Origin of the sequence: Amaricoccus sp. (genome assembly GCF_017995835.1) — a bacterium.
Taxonomy (GTDB): Bacteria; Pseudomonadota; Alphaproteobacteria; order Rhodobacterales; family Rhodobacteraceae; genus Amaricoccus.
In genome coordinates this window covers 1-23245 of the sequence record NZ_JAGOID010000051.1, presented here as the reverse complement: position 1 = coordinate 23245, position 23245 = coordinate 1, and the positions used below count along the sequence as shown (strand labels likewise).

The 23245-nt window shown below is 70.7% G+C and carries 20 protein-coding genes; 9 read left to right on the top strand and 11 right to left on the bottom strand.

The annotated features are described in order from the left end of the window. Nucleotides 1-96 precede the first annotated feature (96 nt). Genes KBA23_RS09695 through KBA23_RS09685 form a run of 3 tightly spaced genes read left to right on the top strand, consistent with a single transcriptional unit; the run spans nt 97 to nt 1590 of the window. On the top strand, nt 97-615 hold the full coding sequence (locus KBA23_RS09695) for a hypothetical protein (RefSeq protein WP_290740031.1): 519 nt from the start codon (nt 97-99) through the stop codon (nt 613-615). Continuing rightward, nucleotides 615-1166, top strand: a complete 552-nt coding sequence (locus tag KBA23_RS09690) for a hypothetical protein (RefSeq protein ID WP_290740028.1) — start codon at nt 615-617, stop codon at nt 1164-1166. The genes KBA23_RS09695 and KBA23_RS09690 overlap by 1 nt, the downstream gene beginning before the upstream one ends. Nucleotides 1167-1170: 4 nt before the next feature. Continuing rightward, entirely contained in the window at nt 1171-1590 is a 420-nt protein-coding gene (locus KBA23_RS09685) for a DUF1801 domain-containing protein (RefSeq protein ID WP_290740026.1), read from the top strand. A gap of 96 nt (nt 1591-1686) precedes the next feature. On the opposite strand, the gene polA is transcribed toward KBA23_RS09685, so the two are convergent. The 4 genes from polA to KBA23_RS09665 form a co-directional block, all read right to left on the bottom strand. Continuing rightward, nucleotides 1687-4548, bottom strand: a complete 2862-nt coding sequence (gene polA / locus KBA23_RS09680; protein ID WP_290740025.1) for a DNA polymerase I — start codon at nt 4546-4548, stop codon at nt 1687-1689. A 2-nt stretch (nt 4549-4550) separates the two neighbouring features. Then, a complete protein-coding gene (locus KBA23_RS09675; protein WP_290740022.1) occupies nt 4551-4739 on the bottom strand; it encodes a zinc-finger domain-containing protein in 189 nt (62 codons plus the stop codon). Nucleotides 4740-5093: 354 nt separating this feature from the next. Further along, nucleotides 5094-7034, bottom strand: coding sequence for a pentapeptide repeat-containing protein (locus tag KBA23_RS09670; RefSeq protein ID WP_290740019.1), 1941 nt, complete (start codon nt 7032-7034; stop codon nt 5094-5096). A 97-nt stretch (nt 7035-7131) separates the two neighbouring features. Beyond that, complete coding sequence (locus KBA23_RS09665; RefSeq protein WP_290740015.1) at nt 7132-8091, bottom strand: GlxA family transcriptional regulator; 960 nt, start codon at nt 8089-8091, stop codon at nt 7132-7134. A gap of 98 nt (nt 8092-8189) precedes the next feature. Here KBA23_RS09665 and KBA23_RS09660 point away from each other — a divergent pair, with 98 nt between their 5' ends. Genes KBA23_RS09660 through KBA23_RS09645 form a run of 4 tightly spaced genes read left to right on the top strand, consistent with a single transcriptional unit; the run spans nt 8190 to nt 13289 of the window. After that, nucleotides 8190-9443: a sarcosine oxidase subunit beta family protein gene (locus tag KBA23_RS09660; RefSeq protein WP_290740012.1), complete on the top strand. Its 1254-nt coding sequence runs from the start codon at nt 8190-8192 to the stop codon at nt 9441-9443. Between the two features lie 11 nt (nt 9444-9454). Continuing rightward, a complete protein-coding gene (locus KBA23_RS09655) occupies nt 9455-9757 on the top strand; it encodes a sarcosine oxidase subunit delta (protein ID WP_290740009.1) in 303 nt (100 codons plus the stop codon). Next, a complete protein-coding gene (locus tag KBA23_RS09650; protein ID WP_290740006.1) occupies nt 9754-12753 on the top strand; it encodes a sarcosine oxidase subunit alpha in 3000 nt (999 codons plus the stop codon). Before KBA23_RS09655 ends, KBA23_RS09650 begins: the two co-directional genes overlap by 4 nt. A gap of 14 nt (nt 12754-12767) precedes the next feature. Beyond that, nucleotides 12768-13289: a sarcosine oxidase subunit gamma gene (locus KBA23_RS09645; protein WP_290740003.1), complete on the top strand. Its 522-nt coding sequence runs from the start codon at nt 12768-12770 to the stop codon at nt 13287-13289. A 62-nt stretch (nt 13290-13351) separates the two neighbouring features. Here the strand turns inward: KBA23_RS09645 and KBA23_RS16850 are convergent, their stop codons facing one another. The 5 genes from KBA23_RS16850 to ilvA form a co-directional block, all read right to left on the bottom strand. After that, nucleotides 13352-13696: a transposase gene (locus KBA23_RS16850; protein ID WP_366935306.1), complete on the bottom strand. Its 345-nt coding sequence runs from the start codon at nt 13694-13696 to the stop codon at nt 13352-13354. 258 nt (nt 13697-13954) lie between these two features. Continuing rightward, on the bottom strand, nt 13955-16495 hold the full coding sequence (locus KBA23_RS09640; protein ID WP_290740000.1) for an FAD-dependent oxidoreductase: 2541 nt from the start codon (nt 16493-16495) through the stop codon (nt 13955-13957). Nucleotides 16496-16505: 10 nt separating this feature from the next. Further along, nucleotides 16506-17327, bottom strand: a complete 822-nt coding sequence (locus KBA23_RS09635; protein WP_290739997.1) for an alpha/beta hydrolase — start codon at nt 17325-17327, stop codon at nt 16506-16508. A gap of 3 nt (nt 17328-17330) precedes the next feature. Continuing rightward, complete coding sequence (locus KBA23_RS09630) at nt 17331-17567, bottom strand: Lrp/AsnC ligand binding domain-containing protein (protein WP_290739994.1); 237 nt, start codon at nt 17565-17567, stop codon at nt 17331-17333. 251 nt (nt 17568-17818) lie between these two features. Then, nucleotides 17819-19081 carry a threonine ammonia-lyase IlvA gene (ilvA, locus tag KBA23_RS09625; RefSeq protein ID WP_290739991.1) on the bottom strand — a complete coding sequence of 421 codons (1263 nt, stop codon included), beginning with the start codon at nt 19079-19081 and terminating at the stop codon, nt 17819-17821. Nucleotides 19082-19187: 106 nt separating this feature from the next. Here ilvA and KBA23_RS09620 point away from each other — a divergent pair, with 106 nt between their 5' ends. Continuing rightward, complete coding sequence (locus tag KBA23_RS09620; protein WP_290739988.1) at nt 19188-20315, top strand: alpha/beta hydrolase; 1128 nt, start codon at nt 19188-19190, stop codon at nt 20313-20315. A 94-nt stretch (nt 20316-20409) separates the two neighbouring features. Here the strand turns inward: KBA23_RS09620 and KBA23_RS09615 are convergent, their stop codons facing one another. After that, nucleotides 20410-21063 (bottom strand): GNAT family N-acetyltransferase, encoded by a 654-nt coding sequence (locus KBA23_RS09615; protein ID WP_290739985.1) that lies wholly within the window; start codon nt 21061-21063, stop codon nt 20410-20412. A gap of 10 nt (nt 21064-21073) precedes the next feature. After that, nucleotides 21074-22168, bottom strand: a complete 1095-nt coding sequence (locus tag KBA23_RS09610; protein WP_290739982.1) for a sugar-transfer associated ATP-grasp domain-containing protein — start codon at nt 22166-22168, stop codon at nt 21074-21076. 188 nt (nt 22169-22356) lie between these two features. Between KBA23_RS09610 and KBA23_RS09605 the strand changes: the two genes are divergently transcribed. Further along, nucleotides 22357-23245, top strand: an 889-nt coding sequence (locus KBA23_RS09605; RefSeq protein ID WP_290739979.1) for an IMP dehydrogenase, incomplete at its 3' end; no start/stop codon positions are given.

Sequence of the window (23245 nt, the reverse complement as noted above, 5' to 3'; positions counted from 1 at the left end):
TCTCTCCATCGCGGGAACGCTCCTCGCCACAGCCCGTTGTCCCGGGCCGGCGCGGGGCTTACACTCGGGGCCGAGGCTCGACAAGGAGTTCGCGCCATGCGCAAGGCCATCCCGATCGCAGTCGCAGCCCTCGCCATGGCGGGCGCCGCGTTTGCCGCCTCGCCGGGCGTCGACCAGACCTGCCTGAACCGCTTTCGCGCCTACGACCGCGCGACGACGACCTTCTCCAACAGCGACTGGGGCCGGGACGGCGTGATCGCGCCCGCGACCAGCAACGCCATCCAGCGCCTGCGCGCGGGCGGTTGCATCACGGACTGGGACGACATCGCGCTGATGCCGACCGTCGCGGGCGAGCTGCACGGCAAGCTGAAGGGCGAGCACGGGCCGGCGATCAGGCCGACCTCGCTGATGGTCGGGATCGTCACCGGCTATTCCGGCGAGTTGCAGGCGCGGCAGTTCTTCTCGGCGATGGGCTACCGCGTGCGCAGCCAGGGGGCGCCCTATCTTGGCCGGCGCATCTTCATCGGCCCCTTCGCCACCGAGGGCGGGCTCGCCGAGGCGACCGGCGTGGCGCTGCGCGCCGGCTTCGTCGCGCCGTACCCGAAGTTCTTCTGATGCGGCGCGCGGCCCTCGCGCTGGCGGCGGGTGCGGTCCTCGTCGCCGCCTGCGCCGGGATTCCCGAGCAGACCAGCGACAGGGCGAACTGCGTCGGCCTGTTCCAGCAGTACGACATCTACGCCAACGCCATGCCGAGCGAGGTCCGCGATCCATGGACCGGGCGCGAGCGCACGCCCTGGCCCCTCGCCCAGTACCGCCGCCTGCTCGTGCAGAACGACTGCATGACCCGGCCGCGAGATCTCGCCGGCCTCGACGCCGTGGCGGCAGCCCGCCGCGCCGAGGGCTGGCGCCTCGCCGACAGCGGCCCGCCTGCGCCGCGCCCGGGCAGCGTCCATGCCGGGACGGTGACGAGCGACGCCGAGGCGGCCCGCGCCGTCGCCTTCTTCGAGGGGTTCGGCATCCGCGCGACCAGCATCGGCGCCCAGGGCCTCGGGCGGCGGGTGTTCATCGGGCCGTTCCGCAGTCAGGGCGCCGTCGGCGAGGCGATCCTTCTCGCCACCGAGGCGGGCTTCGTCGCGCCCTACGCGTCGCGGTTCTTCCGGTTCTGAGGCGATGACGGACAGGGACCCCGGGCCGCGCCTTCTGTCCGGCGGCAATCCGCAGATCCCCAAGGGCTACGGCGACGGCCCCGTGCAGGCCTACGTTGCAGCGATGCCGGGCTGGAAGCAGGCCGTCGGCCGGCGTCTCGACGCGCTGATCGTCGCCGCCGTTCCGGAGGTCCGCAAGGCGGTGAAGTGGAACTCGCCGCTCTACGGGATGGACGGCGAGACGTGGTTTCTCAGCTTCCACTGCTTCGATCGCTACGTGAAGGTGGCTTTCCATCGCGGCGCCGGGCTCGACCCGCCCCCGCCGGTCCCCTCGAAGCAGCCACAGGTGCGCTACCTTCACATCCACGAGGGCGAGTCGGTCGACGCCGCGCGCTTCTCCGACTGGGTCCGACAGGCGAGCCGCCTGCCCGGCGAGAAGATGTAGCCGCCATGACCGCGTTGCTTTCCGCCTCCGCCCTGATCGCCGAACTCGGCGACTGGCGGGGGCGGCTGACGCCGGACTACGCGAGCGCGAGCGCCGTCAATGCGCCGCCGCCCAGCTCGGGCCCGAGCCCGCGTCCACCACCAGCGGCACCGATAGCTCGACCGCCGGCAGCGCCGCGCCCTCCATCACCGCGCGCACCCGCGCCACCGTTTCCTCGACGGCGCTCTCCCCGACCTCGAACAACAGCTCGTCGTGGACCTGCAACAGCATCCGCGCCGGCAGGCCGCGGATCGCGTCGGGCACCCGGATCATCGCCCGCCGGATCACGTCCGCCGCCGAGCCCTGGATCGGCGCGTTGATCGCGGCGCGGTAGGCGAAGGCGGCCGCCGGCCCCTTGGCGTTGATGTCCGGCGTGTGCACCCGCCGCCCGAACACCGTCTCGACATGGCCGTGCGCCCGCGCGAAGGCGCGCGTCCGGTCCATGTAGGCGCGGATCCCCGGGAACCGCTCGAAATAGGCGTCGATGAACCGCTTGGCGTCGTCGCGCGGGATGCGCAGGTTTGCCGCCAGCCCGAAGGCGGAGATGCCGTAGATCACCCCGAAGTTGATCGCCTTGGCCTGGCGGCGCACCATCGGGTCCATGCCCTCGATCGGCACGCCGAACATCTCCGAGGCCGTCATCGCGTGGATGTCGAGCCCCTGTCGGAACGCCTCCCTCAGCTCGGCGATGTCGGCGATATGCGCGAGCAGCCTCAGCTCGATCTGCGAGTAGTCGAGGCTGACGAGCACGTTTCCCGCCTCCGCCACGAACGCCTCGCGGATCCGCCGCCCCTCATCGGTGCGGACGGGGATGTTCTGCAGGTTCGGGTCGGTCGAGGCCAGCCGCCCCGTCGCGGCGCCGGCGATCGAATAGGACGTATGCACCCGCCCGGTCTCGGGGTTGATCGCCGCCTGAAGCGTGTCGGTGTAGGTCGACTTCAGCTTCGACACCAGCCGCCAGTCGAGCACGCGCGCCGGCAGTTCGTGACCGAGCGAGGCCAACTCCTCCAGCACGTCCGCGCCGGTGCCATATGCCCCGGTCTTGCCCTTCTTGCCGCCCTCGAACCCCAGCCGCTCGAACAGCACCTCGCCGAGCTGCTTGGGGCTGCCGATGTTGAACTTCTCGCCCGCCAGCGCGTGGATCTCGTCCTCGAGCCCCGCCATCTTCTGCGCGAAGTCGCCCGACAGCCGCGACAGCCGCGCCCGGTCGACCCGGACGCCGGCCACCTCCATCTCGGCCAGCACCGGCGCGAGGGGCCGCTCCATCGTCTCGTAGACCCGCGTCACCTTCGAGAACGGCAGCCGCGGCTTCAGCGTGCGCCACAGCCGCCACGCCACCTCGGCCCCCTCGGCCGCGTACTCCGCCACCGGCTCGACCGCCGCGGCGTCGAGGCTCTTCGGCCCCCGCCCGCCGATCAGCGACTTCAGCGGGATGCACTCGTACCCCAGATGCTCCTGCGACAACCCGTCGAGCCCGTGCCCGTGCAGCCCGGCATGGAGCGCGTAGTCGATGAGCTGCGTGTCGTCGACCGGCCCGAGCCGCACCCCATGCCGCGCCAGCGCCTTCGCCGCCCGCTTCAGGTCGTGCCCGACCTTGAGCACGCCGGGATCTTCGAGCATCGGCGCGAGCGCCGCCATCGCCGCGTCGATCCCGATCTGCCCCTCGACCCGCGTCGTCGCCGCGAAAAGGTCGCCCGCCCCGGTCACGTGCCCGACCGGCGCATAGGCGGTCTCGCCCGGTCCGAGGCAGAGCGCGATGCCGACGATCCCCGCGCGCATCTCGTCCGCGCCGTCGGTCTCGACTGCGATCGCCGCCACGCCGGCCTCGATCGCCCGTGCCGCCCAGTCCGCCAGCGTCGCCGCGTCGCGCAGGATCGCGTGGCCGCCGCGCGCGATTGGCGGCAGGTCCGGCGCGCCCGGCGCCCGGCCCACCCGCGGCGTGCGGTCGAGCGTCACCGCCTCGGCATCCGTCCCCGCCGGCCGCGCCGCCCGCGGCGCCGGCCCGCCGGTCGGGGCCTCGACCCCGAGCCGCTGCGCCACCCGCGCCGCCAGCGTGCGGAACTCCATCCCGGCGAGGAAGCCCATCAGCCGCCCCGCCTCGGGGTCGCGCACCCCGAAGCTCTCGATCGGCTCCTCCACCTCCACGTCCGTGCGCAGCGTCACGAGGTCGCGCGAGATGCGGATCTGCTCGGCATGGGCGATCAGCGTCTCGCGCCGCTTCGGCTGCTTCACCTCGCCCGCCCGCGCCAGCAGCCCGTCGAGATCGCCGTATTCGGCGATGAGCGCCGCCGCCGTCTTGATCCCGATCCCCGGCGCGCCCGGCACGTTGTCGACCGAATCGCCCGCGAGCGCCTGCACGTCGACCACCCGCTCCGGCGGCACGCCGAACTTCTCGATCACCTCGTCGCGGCCGATCCGCCGCGCCTTCAGCGTGTCGTACATCTCGACGCCCGGCGCGACGAGCTGCATCAGGTCCTTGTCGGCCGAGACGATCGTCACCCGACCCCCCGCCTCGCGCGCGAGCCGGGCGTAGGTGGCGATCAGGTCGTCGGCCTCGAACCCCGCCATCTCGAGGCAGGGCAGCCCGAAGGCCCGCGTCGCCTCGCGGATCAGCCCGAACTGCGGCACGAGATCCTCCGGCACCGGCGGCCGGTGCGCCTTGTAGTCCGGGTACATCTCGTTGCGGAACGTGTGCTCCGACTTGTCGAAGACGACGGCGAGATGCGTCGGGGCCTCGTCGCCGCTCAACTCGGCGAGCATCTTCCACACCATGTTGCAGAAGCCGGCCACGGCGCCGACCGGCAGCCCGTCCGACTTCCGCGTCAGCGGCGGCAGCGCGTGATAGGCGCGGAAGATGTACCCCGATCCGTCGATCAGCTGGAGATGGCTGCCCGGCCCGAAGCCCGCCGCGCCGTCCACGCTCAGTGGTCCGCCCCGTGCTCCGCGCCTTCCTTCAGCACGTACTTGCGGTCGCAATAGCCGCACTCGACCGAGCCGACCTCCGGGTCGATCTGCAACCACACCCGCGGATGCCCGAGCGCCCCCGCCCCGCCGTCGCAGGCGATGCGCGTCTTCGTGACCTCGATGGTCTCGGGTTCTGGCGTGGGCATGTGCGGGCTCCGTCGCTGGCGGTCGCCCCTGCTTATCCCGGCTGCCCGGCCTCGGGCAATGCCGCCGCGCGTCCCCGGCGCCGTCGAAGGCCCGGCCCGACCGCGGCCCGAGGCAGGGCGCCCGGGGCGTCGAGCGACCGGCAACATGCCGGCGCGGCGGCCAATCCGCCCGGCGCGACACGGGCTAACACGCGTGATACATAGGGTAACATATTGATTTATAAAGATAAAGAGGTTGGATGCGAAAGAAGGTCCGCGAGTCGCTTCATGAGCCCGCCGGCATCGCCTCGCGGCTCAGGAGGACGCGGCCGCATCGGCTCCGGATGCGCTCCGCCCGTCGCAGCGACGGGCCACTCACGGCCCGAGCGGATGCCCCTCCGGCCGCGGCTGGTCGAGCGGCCACGGCTTGCCGGTCGTGTGGCGGGGATTGCCCGGCCCGCAGAGGAACGCGGCGCGAATCTTCTCCTCCGTTACTCCCGTGAACCGGGCGACCCGCTCGACCAGGGCGTCGAACCCCTTCGGCGGCGTCTCCCAGCAGGACCAGACGTAGAACGATTTGCCGGTCTCACTCGGATCCGGCAACAGCGTGTCCTCGTTCCCGATCAGATTTTCGAGCTGGTCTTGCGTCAGGCCTTCCGCGCCCCGAAGATCCGCAGACTGGGCTGGCGAAGCCCGGCATGACGCGCCGGCCCACGTCGAACTCCGAAGGTCCGCCCCAGAGAGGTCCGCCCCCTCCAGCCGCGCCAAGCGAAGTTTCGCCCCTACCAGCCGCGCCTCGGCAAGGATCGCCCCCTTCAGCTCCGCCCCGACGAGGTTCGCCCCCTCCAGCCTCGCCCCGACGAGGTTCGCCCCCTCCAGGCTCGCCTCGCGGAGGTCCGTTCCCTCCAGACTCGCCCACGTCAGGTGCGCTCCGTTCAGCCGCGCCCCGCGGAGGTCCGCCCCTTCCAGCCGCGCCGCCACGAGCGCCGCCGACTCTAGCTGCACCCCGGCGAGGTTCGTTCCCTCCAGCCGCGCCTCGCGGAAGTCCGCCTCCTCCAGCCGCGCCTCGCGGAGATCCGCCCCTTCCAGCCGCGCCTCGCGAAGGGCCGCCCACTCCAGCCGCGCCCCGCGGAGGTTCGCCCCCTCCAGCCGCGCCTCGCGGAGGTCCGCCCCCTCCAGCCGCGCCTCGCGGAGGTCCGCCCCCTCCAGCCGCGCCTCGCCGAGAAGCGCGCGCGCAAGATCGAGGCTGGACAGGTCGGCGCGGCGCAGGTTCACTCCGGTCAGATCGAGCCTGTACGGCTCGTCGCTTTGACGATGTCGCTGCGCCCGCTCGATCTCGGCCTGCCACGGCGTGCGACGGCCGATCACCTCGATGGCAGCCTGAATGTCAGTTCGCGGACGCGGAAGCGCCGCGACCCATTTGTCGAGATCCTGTCGGCGGACGGCTATTGCGGCATCTCTGCCGGCCCGCGCCTCCCCCTCGGACCATTCCGGCCACTCCCCGAGGCCATGGTCCGCCGCCGCGCCCGCCGGCGCATTCTCGCGCAGATAGGCGCAGAGGATCTCCATCACCCGGATGTGGTCGCGGTCGTTGTCCTGCGCGATCCGCTCCAGCGTATAGGTCGCCCCGAGGCGGACCTCGATGTTGGGGACCGTCCGCGTGCCGGCCTCCCAGTCGCCGTAGCCGGTCACCTCGGCCCCCGCCGGCAGGAGCGGCGCCTCGCCGCGGAGTTCGAGCGCGCCGTCCTCCTTGCCGTCGAGCGTGTAGCGGACCACCCGCCAGAACGTGTCGATCTGCTTCTCCGCGCCCAGCCCCTCGACCGCCTTGTTGATCAGGCCGGTCGTCAGGTTCTCCTCCGCCGTCCGGGCCGTGCGCTCGTTGATCCAGACCCGGATGGACTGGACGATGACCGTGCCGATGATGGCGATGCCGCCGAGCACCGCCGTCAGCGCCACGATGATGTTGCGGGTTGCGTTCGAATCTCCCGTCGCCGTCGCGCCCTTCAGGTCCTGAAGCAGATCGCCGACCAGGTTGGGCACCCGCCACAGTCCGATCAGCAGCGCCCAGGCGACCACGAGACCTGCAGCGCCGAAGATCAGCTTGACGTAGTGCCGCTGCAGAAATCCGGTCGTGGCGCGGTAGCGGCGCGAACCCGACGCCACAGGTGAGCCGCGCGACAGCGCCTCGGCTCCCTTCAGCACCACGATGAGGAGCGCCGCGAACCCGAGGAGCCAGAACAGGGCGCGGTAGTCCTCCGGGATCGCCGGAAAGCGAAACGTCAGGGCCTCATCGTCGAGCGTTATCCAGCCGTCCACCGCTCGCCGCCCCTCGCCACGATCGGCCGAATGCTACCGGCGCGCGGGCAGCGGCTCAAGCATCGCACGATGGCGCCGCAGTTGCAGCAGCGCTCCGCTATATCCGCCTCTTCCTGAACGCGTCCGGCGTCGTGCCTTCGGCGGCGCGGAAGACCTTGATCATGTGGGAGAGGTCGCAGAAGCCGGTCTCGGTCGCGATCCGGGTGGCGGAGCGCCTGGTCGTCACCAGCAGGTGCTTGGCCTGCTCGACCCGGATCAGTCGGTCGGCCTCGAGCGGGGTCATGCCCAGGGCGTCGCGGAAGTGTCGCTCCAGCTTGCGCCGGCCCACCCCCAGCCGGGCGACCACCCGGCCGATCGACAGCGGCGCGCCGATCGACTGCCGCATGGCGAGGAGCGCCCGACGCACCAGCGCGTCCTCGGTGACGAGCGCCAGCGGCATCCCCGGCTGCGGCTCCTCGGCGGCCGCCTCGTCGATGATCATGATGTGCAGGCTCTTGGCCGCCCGCGCCGTCCCGAGGTGGCGTCTGACGATGAAGGCGGCGAGATGCGCCGCCGAGACCCCGCCCGAACAGGTCAGGCGGTCGCGGTCGACGACGAAGATCTGGTCGCTGACCGGCTTCAGTCCGTCGAAGCGCTCGAGGAAATCCTCGTGGTGGAACCAGCTGACGCAGGCGCGATAGCCCTGCATCAGCCCGGCGCGGTGCAGCGCGAAGGCGCCGGTGCAGACCCCGACCAGCGGCACGCCGGCCGCCGCCGCGCGCTCGAGAAAGCGCACGATGTCGGGATGAAGGTTCTCGACCTCGTCGACCAGCCCGCCGACGACGACGAGGTAGTCGAACCGCGTCGGGTCGTCCCCCGGCCGCTCGTCCGGCTGGACGACGATGCCCGAACTCGACGCGATCGGCTCCATTGTCGGCGAGAGCACCCGCCAGGCGCAGAGGATGGGCCGCGAGCGGTCGCCCTCATCGGCGGCGAGCCGCAGCACGTCGACGAAGTTGCCGAGGGCGCAGAGCGTGAACCGCCGCGCGAGGATGAATCCGACATTGAGCTGGGCCATCGCTCACCTCCGTCGCGAGCTTACAACGCGAATGTCGCATGGACACAGGTCCGACTTGCGCGGATCCGCTATAGAGGCGCGGAATCTCGGAGGTCCGCATGACGCATTTCTCCCTCGCGCAGGTGATAAGGGGCGCGCTGACCGGCCAGAAGAACTGGACGCCGCAATGGCCCGAGCGCGAGCCCAAGGCGGCCTACGACGTCGTCATCGTCGGGGCAGGGGGTCACGGCCTCGGCACCGCCTACTATCTCGCGAAGGAGCACGGGATCACCAACGTCGCGGTGATCGACAAGGGCTGGCTCGGCGGCGGCAACACCGGGCGCAACACCACGATCATCCGCTCGAACTACCTCTACGACGAGAGCGCGAAGCTCTACGACCACGCCCTCGACCTCTGGGAGAACCTTTCCCAGGAGTTGAACTACAACGTCATGTACTCGAAGCGCGGCGTGATGATGCTCGCGCACAACGTCCACGATGTGCAGTCCTTCCAGCGCCACGTCCATTCCAACCGCCTGAACGGCGTCGACAACGTCTGGATGAGCGCGGCCGAGGCCAAGGCCTTCTGCCCGCCGCTCGACATCTCGCCCTCTGCCCGCTACCCGGTGCTCGGCGCCGCGCTCCAGCGCCGCGCGGGCACCGCCCGCCACGACGCGGTCGCCTGGGGCTACGCCCGCGGCGCGGCGGCGCGCGGCGTGGACATCATCCAGAACTGCCCGGTGACGGCGATCCGCCGCGGGCCGGACGGCCGGGTCACCGGCGTCGAGACCGCCAGGGGCTTCATCGCCGCGAAGAAGGTCGCGGTCTCCGCCGCCGGCCATACCTCGGTGGTGATGGAGACCGCCGGCGTCCGCCTGCCGCTCGAGTCCTACCCGTTGCAGGCGCTGGTCTCCGAGCCGATCAAGCCGATCTTTCCCTGCGTCGTCATGTCGAACTCGGTCCACGCCTACATCAGCCAGTCCGACAAGGGCGAGCTGGTGATCGGCTCCGGCACCGACCAGTACGTCAGCTACTCCCAGCGTGGCGGCCTGCCGCTGATCGAGCATACCGTGGCGGCGATCTGCGAGATCTTCCCCATCTTCCGCCGCATGCGGATGCTGCGCAAATGGGGCGGCATCGTCGACGTCACCCCCGACCGCTCGGCGATCCTCGGCAAGACGCCCGTGCCCGGCCTCTACGTCAACTGCGGCTGGGGCACCGGCGGGTTCAAGGCCACCCCCGGCGCCGCCCATGTCCTCGCCCACACGGTCGCCCGCGACGAGCCGCACCCGATCAACGCGCCTTTCACGCTCGAGCGCTTCACCACCGGCCGGCTGATCGACGAGGCCGCCGCCGCCGCCGTCGCGCACTAGGGAGACAATCGATGCTGCTGATCCGTTGCCCCTACTGCGAGCTGGAGCTTCCCGAGCTTGAGTTCGCCTATGCCGGCGAGGCCCACATCGCCCGCCCCGCCGACCCCGCCGGGCTTTCGGACGAGGAATGGCGCGACTTCCTGTTCATCCGGTCGAACCCGAAGGGCGTCCACTTCGAGCGCTGGCGCCACGTCAACGGCTGCGCCCGCTTCTTCAACGCCGTGCGCGAGACCGTCGGCGACAAGTTCCTCGCCACCTACAGGGCCGGCGAACCGCGTCCCGACGTCGCGACCCTTAAGGGAGACGCGAAATGACCCGCTACCGCCTCCCCAACCGCGGCCGCGTCGACCACGCCCGGCCGGTCCGCTTCACCTTCGACGGCAAGAGCTACACCGGCCTCGCCGGCGACACGCTGGCCTCGGCGCTGCTCGCCAACGGCGTCCACCTGATGGGGCGGTCGTTCAAGTACCACCGCCCGCGAGGGCCGGTCTCCACCGGATCGGACGAGCCGAACGCGCTCGTCGGCGCCCGGCGCGGCCCAGGCCGGTTCGAGCCGAACACCCGCGCCACCATCCAGGAGCTGCGCGAGGGGCTGGAGGCGACCAGCCAGAACCGCTGGCCGTCGCTCGCCTTCGACATCGGCAGCGTCAACGACCATCTCGGCTCGCTGTTCTCGGCGGGATTCTACTACAAGACCTTCATGTGGCCCCGCGCCTTCTGGGACCGCGTCTACGAGCCGGTCATCCGCAACGCCGCCGGCCTCGGCGTGTCGCCGACCGAGCCCGACGCCGACACCTATGCCAGCCGCTTCGCCCACACCGACGTGCTGATCGTCGGCGCCGGCCCCGCCGGCCTCGCCGCGGCGCTCGCAGCCGGCCGGTCGGGCACGGCGGTGATGCTCGTCGACGAGAACGCCGAGCCCGGCGGCGCGCTGCTCTCCGAGCCGTCGGTCGTCATCGACGGCAAGCCGGCCTGGGACTGGCTCGCGACAACCGTCGCCGAACTGAACGCCCTGCCGAACGTTACGGTCATGACCCGGACGACCGCGATCGGCTACTACCACCAGAACCTCGTCGGTCTCTGCCAGCGCCTGACCGACCATCTCGCCGCGCCCCCGGCAGGCGCCCCCCGCGAGCGCCTGTGGAAGGTTCGCGCCCGCGAGGTCGTCCTCGCCCAGGGCGCGCTCGAGAAGCCGCTGGTCTTCGACGGCAACGACCGCCCCGGCGTCATGCTCGCCGGCGCCGCCCAGACCTACCTGAACCGCTACGGCGTCAGGGTCGGCGACCGCCCGGCCGTCGTCACCGCCCACGACTCGGCGTGGCACATCGCCTTCGACCTCGCCGAGTCCGGGACAAGGCCCGCCGTCATCGTGGATGTCCGCGACACCGTTGATCCGGCGCTCACCGACCGAGCCCATGCGCTCGGCATCGAGACCCTGCTCGGCCGCACCGTCACGGGGACCTCCGGCCGGCTTCGGGTGAAGTCCCTGCGCGTGAACCGCATGGAGAACGGCGCAGTCGGCGCGGCGCGCGACATCGCCTGCGACGCCGTGCTGATGTGCGGCGGCTGGACGCCCTGCCTGCACCTCTTCTCCCATACCCAGGGCAAGATCGACTGGGATGCCGGCATCCAGGCCTACATCCCCGGCGCCACGACCGAGGCCGTGCGGATCGCCGGCGCCGGCCGCGGCCTCTGGGGGATCGCCGCCGCGCTGGAAGACGGCGCCGCCGCCGGCGCGCTGGCCGCCCGCGACGCCGGCCGCGAGGCCGAGGCGCAGCCCCACACGGTCACCGCCGACCGCACCGGTTCTGGCGTCACGCTGACCGAGCTGCCGACCGACCGCAACCCCGCCGCCGCCAAGGCCTTCATCGACTTCCAGAACGACGTCACCGCCAAGGACATCCGCCTCGCAGTCCGCGAGGGCATGCGCTCGATCGAGCATGTCAAGCGCTACACCACCAACGGCATGGCGACCGACCAGGGCAAGATGTCCAACGTCAACGGCCTGATGATCGCCGCCGACGCGCTGGGCAAGCGCGCCCCGCAGGTCGGTCTCACCACCTTCCGCCCGCCCTACACGCCGACGACCTTCGGCGCCTTCGCCGGCTACCGCCAGGGCGCGACCTTCGAGGCGATGCGCAAGACCCCCATCGACCCTTGGGCCGAGGCCCACGGCGCCGTCTTCGAGCCGGTCGCGCTCTGGCGCCGCGCCCGCTACTTCCCGAAGCCCGGCGAGGACATGCACGCCGCCGTCGCCCGCGAATGCCGCGCCACCCGCGCCTCGCTCGGCATCTTCGACGCCTCCACACTCGGCAAGATCGAGGTCGTCGGCCCCGACGCCGTCACCTTCCTCGAGCGGATGTACACGAACCCCTGGGCGAAGCTCGGGGTAGGCCGCTGCCGCTACGGCCTGCTGCTCGGCGAGGACGGCTTCATCCGCGACGACGGCGTCATCGGCCGGCTCGCCCCCGACCGCTTCCACGTCACAACGACGACCGGCGGCGCGGCGCGCGTCCTCAACATGATGGAGGACTACCTCCAGACCGAATGGCCCGACCTCCAGGTCTGGCTCACCTCCACCACCGAGCAGTGGGCCACCGTCGCCTTGCAAGGCCCCAATGCCCGCAAGCTGCTGGAACCCTTCGTCGAAGGCCTCGACATCTCGGCGGGAGCCTTCCCGCACATGGCGGTCGCCGAATGCACGGTCTCCGGCCTCCCCGCCCGGCTCTTCCGCGTCTCCTTCACCGGCGAACTCGGCTTCGAGGTCAACGTCCCCGCCCGTCACGGCCGGGCGCTGTGGGAAAGGCTCTGGGAGGCCGGCCGGCCGTACGACATCACCCCCTACGGCACCGAGGCGATGCACGTGATGCGCGCCGAGAAGGGCTACATCATCGTCGGCCAGGACACCGACGGCACGCTCACGCCCGACGACGCCGGCCTCGGCTGGGCGATCGGCAAGGCCAAGCCCGACTTCGTCGGCAAGCGATCGCTGACGCGTCCCGACATGGTGGCGAAGGGCCGCAAGCAGCTCGTCGGCCTGCTGACTGACGACCCCAGCGTGGTGTTGCAGGAGGGGGCGCAGATCGTCGCCGACCCGACCCAACCGATTCCGATGACCATGCTCGGCCACGTCACCTCCGCCTACCGCAGCGACGCCCTCGGCCGGTCGATCGCCATGGCCGTGGTCGCCGACGGCCGGGCGCGGGACGGCGAGACCCTGCACGTGCCGATGCCGGAGGGAGTCATCGCCGTGAAGGTCGTGAAGAGCACGGCGTTCCACGACCCCGAGAACGCCCGGCTGAGCGCCTGAGAGGAGAGCGAGCCATGACCATCGCAACCCCCTCCGGCGTCACCGTCGCCGAGCTGCCGCCGACAACCCGGATCTCGCTCCGCATCGCCGATCCGGCCGCCGCCGGCCTCGCGCTGCCCACGGCCATCGGCGCCCGCAGCGCGGAGGGCGCCCGCACCGCCCTCTGCCTCGGCCCCGACGAATGGCTGATCGAGGCGCCCGAGGCCGACCGCGCCGCGGTCCTCGCGACGGTGGCCGGCATCGCGGCGCCCCACAGCGCCGTCGAGGTCTCCGACCGCGAGATCACCTATGCGCTCGAAGGGCCGGCGGTCCTCGATCTCCTCGCCACCGGCTGCCCCCGCGACCTGGCGCGGATGCCGGTGGGCTCCGGGGCCCGCACGGTCTTCGACACCGCCCAGGTGGTGCTCACCCGCGAGACGCAGGTCCGCTTCCACCTGACCGTCTGGCGCTCGTTCGCCCCGCACGTCCGCGCCCTCCTCGACATCGCCGGGCGCGAACTCGCCGCCGACCTAGACAGAAACTGGCTCCACGGTTGAGATCGAGCATTTGAATCCGAGGGGCTCGACCGCCGCCCAGGCGGCCTGGACGAGGGCGGTCTTCAACCAGGCGCGCCCTTCTTGAGGTGGAGCGGCGCTCGGCCCCCGCTCTTGTGGGGACAGAGGCCGGCCCATGAGAGGAGGTGGCCCGCGGTGGGGAAGCGGCCCATGTCGCGGCCGATTCCGGAGAGGATGACCTCGGCGGCGAGTTCGACCTGTGCCGGGGATCGTGGCGAGGCGCGCGACCGCCTCGCGGAAAGGCCCGAGGTCGCGGCCCATCTCGGGGTCGATGGCGGCGGCGAGCGCGTCGATCTGGCCGAGGTGCAGGGCGAGGAGGAAACGGTGGTGCCTCTATGGCACCAAGGACAAGCCCGACCTCTCCGCCGGCGGTCCCCGCAGCATGCCACAGGTCTCGTCCACCAGAGAGGTCGCCATCGTCGCAACCGGCCACCGACTCGCCACCATCGCAAACGTGCTCATCCGCGAGGACATCACCTTCGAGAAAAGCGGGTTCGCCGCTTGACTGCCAGTACAGTCGCCAGCGCGGTCCAGCCGCGTTCCAGCCGGATAGAACCCCGCCTTTTCCACCGCCGCTTGCCCCGCCCCGACCGGGCAAGCGGGCTTCGCGCCTTCTTGCCCTGGTTCAGGGTCGAGGGCCATTCGCATCAGCTCCGCATCCGGAGTCCCTCGGGATCCCACGGGGGCGTGAGGGCGATGCGGGCAGGGCGGCGGCGGCCGAGGATCTCGACCTCGAACGTGCCGTCCGCGACTTCGACCGCCAACTCGGCCGGCAGATAGCCCTGCGCGAGCGAGAGGCCGACCTGGTGGCCGAAGCCGCCGGAGGTCACCCAGCCGGCGACGCGCCACGGACCATCGCGCCGAGCGTCGGAACGGGGGACGGCGGACCCCGACGCGTCGAAGCGGTCGGGGCCCGTGCAGTGCGGCGGCGCGACCCAGTCGCGGCCGGTGCGGGCCCAGATCGGCTCGTCGCCCATGACGTCGGCGTCGAGGGCGTCGACGACGAGCGTGACGCGGCGCAGCCGCGGCCCCTCCTCCGCTTCGCGGGCGGCGGCCGCCCGACCGACGAAGGCGGGCTTGCCCAGGTCGACGAAGCGGTCCAACCCGGCCTCGAAGGGGCCGTAGATCGGGCGCAGCTCGGCGAACCACGTGGGAAACCCCTTCTCGAGCCGCATGGAGAGCAGCGCGCGCATACCGAAATCGACGAGGCCAAGCGGGCCGCCCGCCTCGAGAATCGCGCCGTAGAGGGTGCGGAGGTAGCAGGGCTCGACCCAGATCTCGTAGCCGAGCTCGCCGGTGTAGGAGAGCCGGTTGACGAGGGCGGGGCAGCCGGCGACGTCCATGGCGCGATGGTCCATGAAGCGGAAGGCGTCGCCGCTCACGTCGTGGTCCACGAGCTCGGCGAGGAGGTCGCGGGAGCGCGGGCCGGCGATCATGAGGCCCACGAGGCGCTGGCCGATGCGCTCCACGCGCACCGTGCCGTCGGGCGGCAGTCGTCGCTCGAACCATCGCATGTGGTGGATCTGCGCGGCAGAGGAGCCCCAGACGAGGAAGCGTTCGGGGGCGGCGCGGGCGACGGTGAAATCGCCGATCAGCTTGCCGGCCTCGTTCAGCATCGGGGCGAGAGCGATGCGGCCGAGGCGCGGCATGGCGTTGGCGAGGAGGCCATTCAGCCAGTCCTCGGCGCCCGGCCCCTCGACCGCATACTTCGCGAAGTTGGCGATCTCGGTGACGCCGACGCCGCCGCGGGTGGCGCGGACCTCGGCGCCGACATGGGCGAAGTCGTTCGAGCGGCGGAACGACAGGACGTCGCGCGGCTCGACGCCCCGGGGCGCGAACCAGAGGGGAACCTCGAGCCCCCAGGTGACGCCCATCACCGCGCCACGGTCGCGGGTCATCACGTCGTAGAGCGGCGTCGTCTGGGCGGGGCGCGCGGCGGTCAGCTCCTCGTTCGGGAAACGGATCGAGAAGCGGCGCGCGTAGTTCTCGCGGACCTTGGCGTTGGTGTAGCGCAGGCTCGTCCATTCGCCGAAGCGGGCGACGTCCATGCCGAAGACGTCGTGGCCGGGGTCGCCCGTCGTCATCCAGTTCGCGAGCACGAGCCCGACGCCGCCGCCCTGGCTGAACCCCGCCATCACCGCGCAGGCGACCCAGAAGTTGGTCAGCCCCTGAACCGGGCCGACGAGGGGGTTGCCGTCGGGGGCGAAGGTGAACGGTCCGTTGATCACCTGCCGGATCCCCGCGGCCTCCAGCGGCGGGAAATGCCGGAAACCGACCTCCAGCGAGGGCGCGATGCGGTCGAGGTCGGGTTGCAGGAGTTCGTGCCCGAAGTCCCACGGCGTACTCCGGGGCGACCACGGTTTGCAGGCCCTCTCGTAGGTGCCGAGCAGGATCCCCTCGCGCTCCTGCCGCGTGTAGATCTCGCCCTTGAAGTCGATGACGCCGACCAGCTCGCGCCCGGTGGCGCGGTTGTGGGCCGCGACCTCCGCCATGGGCTCGGTCAGGAGATACATGTGTTCCATGGCGAGGACCGGCAGCTCCAGCCCGACCATGCGGCCGACCTCGCGCGCCCAGAGGCCGCCGGCGTTCACCACGTGCTCGGCCCGGATCGTGCCGTGCTCGGTGACGACGTTCCACATGCCGTCGGGGTCCTGGGTCAGTTCGACGACGCGGTTGCGCAGGATGATCGTCGCGCCGAGCTTCTGCGCCGCCCTGGCGTAGGCGTGGGTGGTTCCCGAGGGGTCGAGATGGCCCTCGACCGGGTCCCAGAGGGCGCCGACGAAGTTCGTCTCGTCCATCAGCGGGAACATCGCCTTCGCCTCGGCGGGCGTGATCAGCTCGGTCTCCATCCCGAGGCAGCGGCCCCTGGCGTGGGCGAGGCGCAGGAAGTTCATCCGCTCCGGGCTGTCGGCCATCATCACGCCGCCGGTCAGGTGCAGCCCGCAGGACTGGCCCGAGAGTTCCTCCAGTTCGCGATACAGGCCGACGGTGTAGGCCTGGAGCCGGGCGACGTTGGGATCGCCGTTCAGGGTGTGAAAGCCGCCGGCGGCGTGCCAGCTCGACCCGGAGGTCAGCTCGGATCGCTCGATCAGGGTGACGTCCGTCCAGCCGGCGCGGGCGAGGTGGTAGAGGACCGAGGCCCCGACGACGCCGCCGCCGATGACCGCGACGCGCGTCTCGGTCCGCATCGCCGGCCCGTCAGCCGACGAGCGCGGAGACGAGGTCCGAGTCGGGCTCGGTCAGCGGCTCGATGACGCTGAAATGGTGCCGGCCGGGGGCGATGGTCTGTTCCATCTCGGCGCGGAGGCCGGTCCAGATGTTGGCCAGCAGCGTCGACTGGCGGACGAACTCGGGCCGCTCCTGGTCGCCGACCCAGACGTGGACGCGGGAGCCGGCGCGCGGGTAGAGCAGCGCTGGGCTCTCGGCGTCCGCCTCGGCCGGATCGAGGCGCAGGTCGGCGTTCAGCGCGAGCCGCAGCAGCGGCCGCAGGTCGTGCAGGCCGCTTATGGTGACGACGCGGTCCACCCGGGACGCCACGCGCTCGGGCAGTCCGCCGCCCTCGCAGATCTGGCGGGTGACGAGGTGGCCGCCTGCGGAATGGCCGGCGAGCACGATCCGGCCCGGCATCGCGGCGGCGATCTGCGTTACCGCCCCGCCGATCGCCGCGGTGATCGCCGAGATGCGCGCCTCGGGGGCGAGCGGATAGCTCGGGACCGCCACTACCCAGCCCCGCTGGAGCGCGCCCGCGGCGAGGTGGGAGAAGCAGCTGCGGTCGAAGCGCAGCCAGTAGCCGCCATGAACGAAGACGACCACCCCCGGCGCCGTCCCCTCGGGCAGGAAGATGTCGACCGTCTCGCGCGGGTCGCGGCCGTAGGGCAGCCCCTCGCGCCGGCGATCCGCGGCGAGCCCGGCGCGGAAGGCGGCGGCGGCCTCCTTCCAGCGGTCGGGATAGGCCTCGCCCTCCGGAATGTGGGGAGTGTTGGCGTAGGCGTCGTCCCAGTCGACGATCTGCTCGGCCATGGCTCAGAACGCCCTGAACGTCATGGTCGTCAGGCTCCGCTCGACATGCGGAATGTCGCGCAGCCTCTCGTTCACGAATCGGCCGACATCCTCGTCGTCGGGGATGTAGACCTTCATGATCAGATCCCAGTCGCCGGACGTCGAAAACAGCTCCGAGGCGAATTCGCGATCGTAGATCGCATCCGCTACCTCGTAGGTCCGTCCCGGATGGCAGCGGAGCTGGATGAAGACGCAGATCATTGGGGCCTCCCGCGTGGCCGGACATTGCCTCGCCCCGGGGGAGTTGCGCAATGCAAATTTCCCGGCGCGACGGGTTGCGCGGCGCGGCATGCGCGGGAAACAGGCGGTCCGGTCATGCCGGCGCGTCTGCCAGGCCACCCGGCGAAACACGGACTAACACGCGTGACAGGTATGCCAACCATCTGAATACACACGATAAAAATGTTGCAGGTGAAAAGGGGCCGCGAGTCGTTTCGTGAGCCCCGCCGGTATCAGATGATCAGGCTGGTGATCACCGTATCGTCCGTGATGTCCTGGAACGCGAACCCCGCCGCAGTCATGCGGGCCTCGAGCCCGTCGAAGTCCGCCTGGCCGCCGCTCTCGATGCCGAGCAGGACTGAGCCGAAGTTGCGGGCGGACTTCTTGAGGTATTCGAAGCGGCTGATGTCGTCGTGAGGGCCGAGGACGCCGAGGAACTCGCGAAGCGCGCCCGGGCGCTGGGGCAGGCGGAGGATGTAGTACTTCTTGCGCCGCTCGAAGCGCAGCGCGCGCTCCTTGACGTCCGGCAGGCGGTCGAAGTCGAAGTTCCCGCCCGAGACGACGGCGACGACGGTGCGGCCTGCAAGGTCGATGTCGCGCAGCGCGTCGACCGAGAGGGCGCCCGCGGGTTCGAGCACGATACCCTCGACGTTGAGGAGCTCGACCATCGTGCCGCAGATGCGATCCTCCGGGGCGATCAGCACGTCCTGCGGCGCGAACCGCTTCAGCTCGGCGAAGTTGAGCTCGCCGATGCGCGCCACCGCGGCGCCGTCGACGAAATTGTCGACCTTCGGCAGCGTCACGACCGCGCCGGCCTCGAGCGCGGCGCGCAGGCTCGGGCCGCCGGCCGGTTCGACGAAGCGGAAGCCGGTCCCGGGAGAGAGCGCGTCGAAGGCGCGGACCATGCCGGCCGCGAGCCCGCCGCCGCCGACCGGCAGGACCAGCACGTCGGCGGTCACGCCCTCCGGCAGCTGGTCGAGGATCTCGACCGCGCAGGTCGCCTGGCCCTCGATCACGTCGGCGCTGTCGAAAGGCGGCAGGAAGGTCGCCCCGGCCTGCACGCAATAGGCCTGGGCCGAGGCGAGCGTGTTGTCGAAGTAGTCGCCGACGAGCCGGATCTCGACGTTGCCGCCCCCGAACTGGCGAGTCTTGTCGATCTTCTGCTGCGGCGTCGTCACCGGCATGAAGACCACGCCTTCGGTCCCGTAGTGGCGGCAGGCGAAGGCCATGCCCTGGGCGTGGTTGCCGGCGGAGGCGCAGACGAAGCGTCGGCGGGCGGGGTCGGCGGCGAGCGCCTTGCGCATGGCGTTGGCGGCGCCGCGGATCTTGTAGGAGCGGACCGGGGTCAGATCCTCGCGCTTCAGCCAGACCTCGGCGCGGTGCTTGGCGCTGAGGTAGTCGTTCCGCTGGAGGGGCGTGGGATCGAAGATCGGCCGGAGCGCGCCCTCGGCGGCGCGGACGGCGGCGATGAAGTCCGGGGCGAAGGGTGCTGTCATGGCACGCGGCTACCACGCCGGGCTATGGATCGCCAGCCCGCCGCAGCCGCTGGCGCGACGACGGCTCCGGTCCTAGGATGCGCCGCGACCACCAACGGGGCCTCCGATGACGCGACTCACGCGCCGACGTTTCGCAACGCTCGCCGCCGCCGGGCTCGTGGCCGGATGCGGCCCGCGTGGCGCGATCACAATGGTCGATGCGCCCGTCGGGCTGGACGGGACCGTCGCGCACATGATCGTCGCCACCTCGCGGCGCGAGGTCGAGGGGCAGCCGATCTTCACGCGCGCCCGCGCTACGCCGCCGACCTTCGCAACCTTCGACGTCTGGGTGCCGCCCGACCGCGCGGTGGGTTCGGTGAAGTTCCCCGACGAGCAGCCGCCCGATCTCGCGACCGACTTCGCCACGCTGCGCGCCCGGCGTCTGTCCGGCGAGGCCGCGTTCATCCAGGCGGTCAACGCCTCGCTCGCCGCGAACCCCGGCTACGAGGGGCGGGTCAGCCTCTTCGTGCATGGGTTCAACACCAACTTCGCCGAGGGGCTCTACCGGCACGCGCAGATCTATGCCGACTACGGCAAGCGCGCGGCGCCGGTGCAGTTCGCCTGGCCCTCCGCCGCCTCGACCAAGGGCTACATCTACGACCGGGAGAGCGTGCTCTACTCCCGCGACGCGCTCGAGAGCACGATCGCGGCGCTGACGAGGACCAATGCCCGCGAAATCAACCTCATAGCGCATTCCATGGGCGCGCTCCTGATGATGGAGACGCTGCGGACGATGGCGCGATTCGGCTATCCGGAGGTCTTCGCGCGGATCAACGCCGTTCTGCTGCTGTCGCCCGACATCGAGATCGACGTGTTCCGCACACAGGCGCCACCGGTTGTCGCGAGGGGCGCCCCGATCTTCGTCGTGGTATCGACCCGCGACCGGGCTCTGATGCTCGCGAGAATCGTGCGGACCGAGCGGACCCCGCGCGTGGGCGCCATCTCCTCGCCGCAGGAGCTCGGCATCGACGACGTGACGGTGATCGACCTCAGCAACGTCGATGCCGGCGGCGGCATGGGGCACTTCGCGCTTGCCCGCTCTCCCGAACTGATCGGGCTCCTGCGCGGGCTCGGCGACAACGGGATCGACGTGCTCGAGGAATCGCGCCAGCGGGGGCTGTTCGCGGGCGGCGTGTCGCTGATCCAGCAGGGCGCCGACATGCTGGTCGCACCCCTGGCCCCCATGGGGCAGTGAGCGGAGAGGTCGGGGCGCTACGTCGCACGAGATCCGCGCGATAGCTTTCGCGGTCCGGCATACATGTCCCTGGACCGCATCTTGCGGTTCTGGTCTAGCCGGGCCCTGATCCGCTGGGCGCGGCCCCGTCATCGATCGGCATTTTCATCAGGATGACATTGCCCTTTGCTTGCAGGCGCGCGTGCGGCTGGAGCGGTCGAGAGGCAACGGCGGCAAATCCGATCTTGCGATAGTACGAGACCAGTCGGCGGTCGTCTTCGAAGGTGGTGAGGCTCACAGCGGCCATGCCGGCTTCGCGAGCCCCCTGCACAGCAAGCGCGATCAACCGCCGCCCGAAACCAGCGTGACGATATTCCGGGAACACGGCGAGTGCGTTGATGTAGAACGTGCCGGTCGCCTCGGCATTGAGTTCGATCATCGGGCGAAGCATCCTGATTCGCTCATCGGTGAGCACCTCCTCGCGAGATGGCCGGAAAACTTCCCTCAATGCGTATGCGTTCATTCCGCCGGCGATGTCGGAGTGGTCGCCCTCAACGACCCACCAGTTGGTGTGAGAAGACGGTCGTCCTTCCGGCTCTATTCGGTGTGAGGCGATGATCTGCTCCGTCGACAGCCCGGGAACGAGATCGCTGAAGACGGCTTCTGCCATACCGTGCGCCGCCATCAGCAGCAGTTGCGCGCAAGACAGCGCATCATCCGGCATCGCCCGCCGAATTGTCAGCTCGACGCCGCGTGCATGCGGAGACACCGCAAGTGGCTCAGGCCCAGACATCATTGCGCGTCATTTCCTTGTATCGCTCGAGGCCGAACTCGCGGAAGCAGGGGCCGGTGACCATCTCGATCAGGCGCGTCTCGGGATGGGCGGTGTTGAACTCCATCACCCGCACGGCCCCGTCGCGGTCGACGACGACGTCCCAGCCGACGAAGCCGAGTTGCGGCAGGCGGTCGTGGAGCGCGAGGCAATGCGCGACAATCCGATCGTACTCGGGGATGACGAGGCCGTCGAAGGATTTTCCGGTCTCGGGATGGCGCGGATAGCGACGCCAGTCGACATTGACGGCGTAGGGCGCAAGGACGCCCGAGGTGTCGAGGATGGGGACTTCGATCGAGGCCTTGCCGATCGCGCGCTCCGAGCCGAAGCCGAGGCGAATGAAGGCGCCTACGGCATGCGGCGGCCGCCCGCTCACCTTGCCAGTCGCGACGCGGATCGTCGCGACTGCCGCAGGCGAGAGCGGATCGAACCATTCGGCCTGGCGGATCAATCGCTGCACCACGAAGTTGCCCTGGCGCTCGACCCGGTCGATGTCGAAGCCCTCGCGGGTTTCGAACGAGACGCCGCGACCCCAGATCGTCTGTTCGGCCTTGATGCAGACCTCGTTGGCGTCGCCGAAGAGCATGGAGGGAACGCAGCCCCGACCAACTCGCGCACCGGTGAGGTCGAACCATTCGCCACCGACGAAATATGCGATGTCGGGCATCGAGGGGTCGTCGCCAATCAGCCGGCGCTGCAGGCTGCGAGCCTGGCAGATCTTGTGGTAGGCGCCGTTGATGAACGGAATCGCCACGGCCTGGAAATAGTCCTCCGGGACCCAGCCCTCGCGGAACCGGCCGTTCCAGACCGAATAGAAGTGCAGCCAGGGGAAGTATGCGGCGCTCCCGAAGACTTCGTGGGCATATTCGCGGATCCGCCGGACCTCGGGGTCCGGCAGCGGTCGCACGTCGCCAGCGGCGATGAGCCGCGCCATGTGGCGATCGACGTCGCCCTTGACCCAGAGCTGGAACGCCTTGGCGCGACTGCGGTCCCGCGTCCGGTTGACCAGCCGCCGGTACGGCGCATTGAAGGCTGCGGGCATGAACAGTGACCTCGACTCCGACGCTCTCCGACAGCTTAGCACGCCCGCCGGATCTCTTCCATGATGCGTGCAGGAGCGCGCCCGAACGGACATTGATCCAGGTCACCCTCCCTTCCATTTTCGTGCGGCGCATGAAATAGGACGCCACCGACAGACTCCACATCCCCCGGCTGCGCGGAGAGTTCGCCATGGAGTTGCGCGAGGCGCTGACCTTCGACGACGTGCTGCTGGTGCCCGGGCCCTCGGACGTGCTGCCCGCGACCGCGGACACCCGCACCTTCCTTACCCCGTCGATCGGGCTCAACATTCCGCTCGTCTCGGCCGCGATGGACACCGTCACCGACGGGCGCATGGCGATCGCCATGGCCCAGGCCGGCGGGCTCGGGGTCGTCCACCGCAACTTCGACGTGGAGGCGCAGGCCGCCGAGGTGCGGCGGGTGAAGCGCTTCGTCTCCGGCGTGGTCTATGCGCCGGTCACGCTCACCCCCGGCCAGACGCTGGCCGACGCCAAGGCGCTGCAGGAGCGTTACCGGATCACCGGATTTCCGGTGGTGGAAGACGGCGTCGTGGTCGGCATCGTGACCAACCGCGACATGCGATTCGCGAGCGACGACGCCACCCCGGTCAGCGCCATGATGACCGCCGAGAACCTGGCGATGCTGCGCGAGCCGGCCGATCTCTCCGAGGCGAAGCGTCTGATGGAGGCGCGGCGCATCGAGAAGCTTCTCGTCACCGACGCGGGCGGGCGGCTCACCGGGCTCCTGACCATCAAGGACATCGAACAGGCGGTGCTCAACCCGCTCGCCACCAAGGACGAGCTCGGACGGCTGCGGGTCGCCGCCGCCTCCACGGTCGGCGACGCGGGCTTCGAGCGGTCGCTGGCGCTGATCGACGCGGGCGTAGACGTGGTGGTGATCGACACCGCGCACGGCCATTCCCGCGGCGTCGCCGAGGCGGTGGAGCGGCTGAAGCGCGAGAGCAACAGCGTGCAGATCATCGCCGGAAACGTCGCCACCGCCGAGGCGACGCGGGCGCTGGTCGGGGCGGGCGCCGACGCAGTCAAGGTCGGCATCGGCC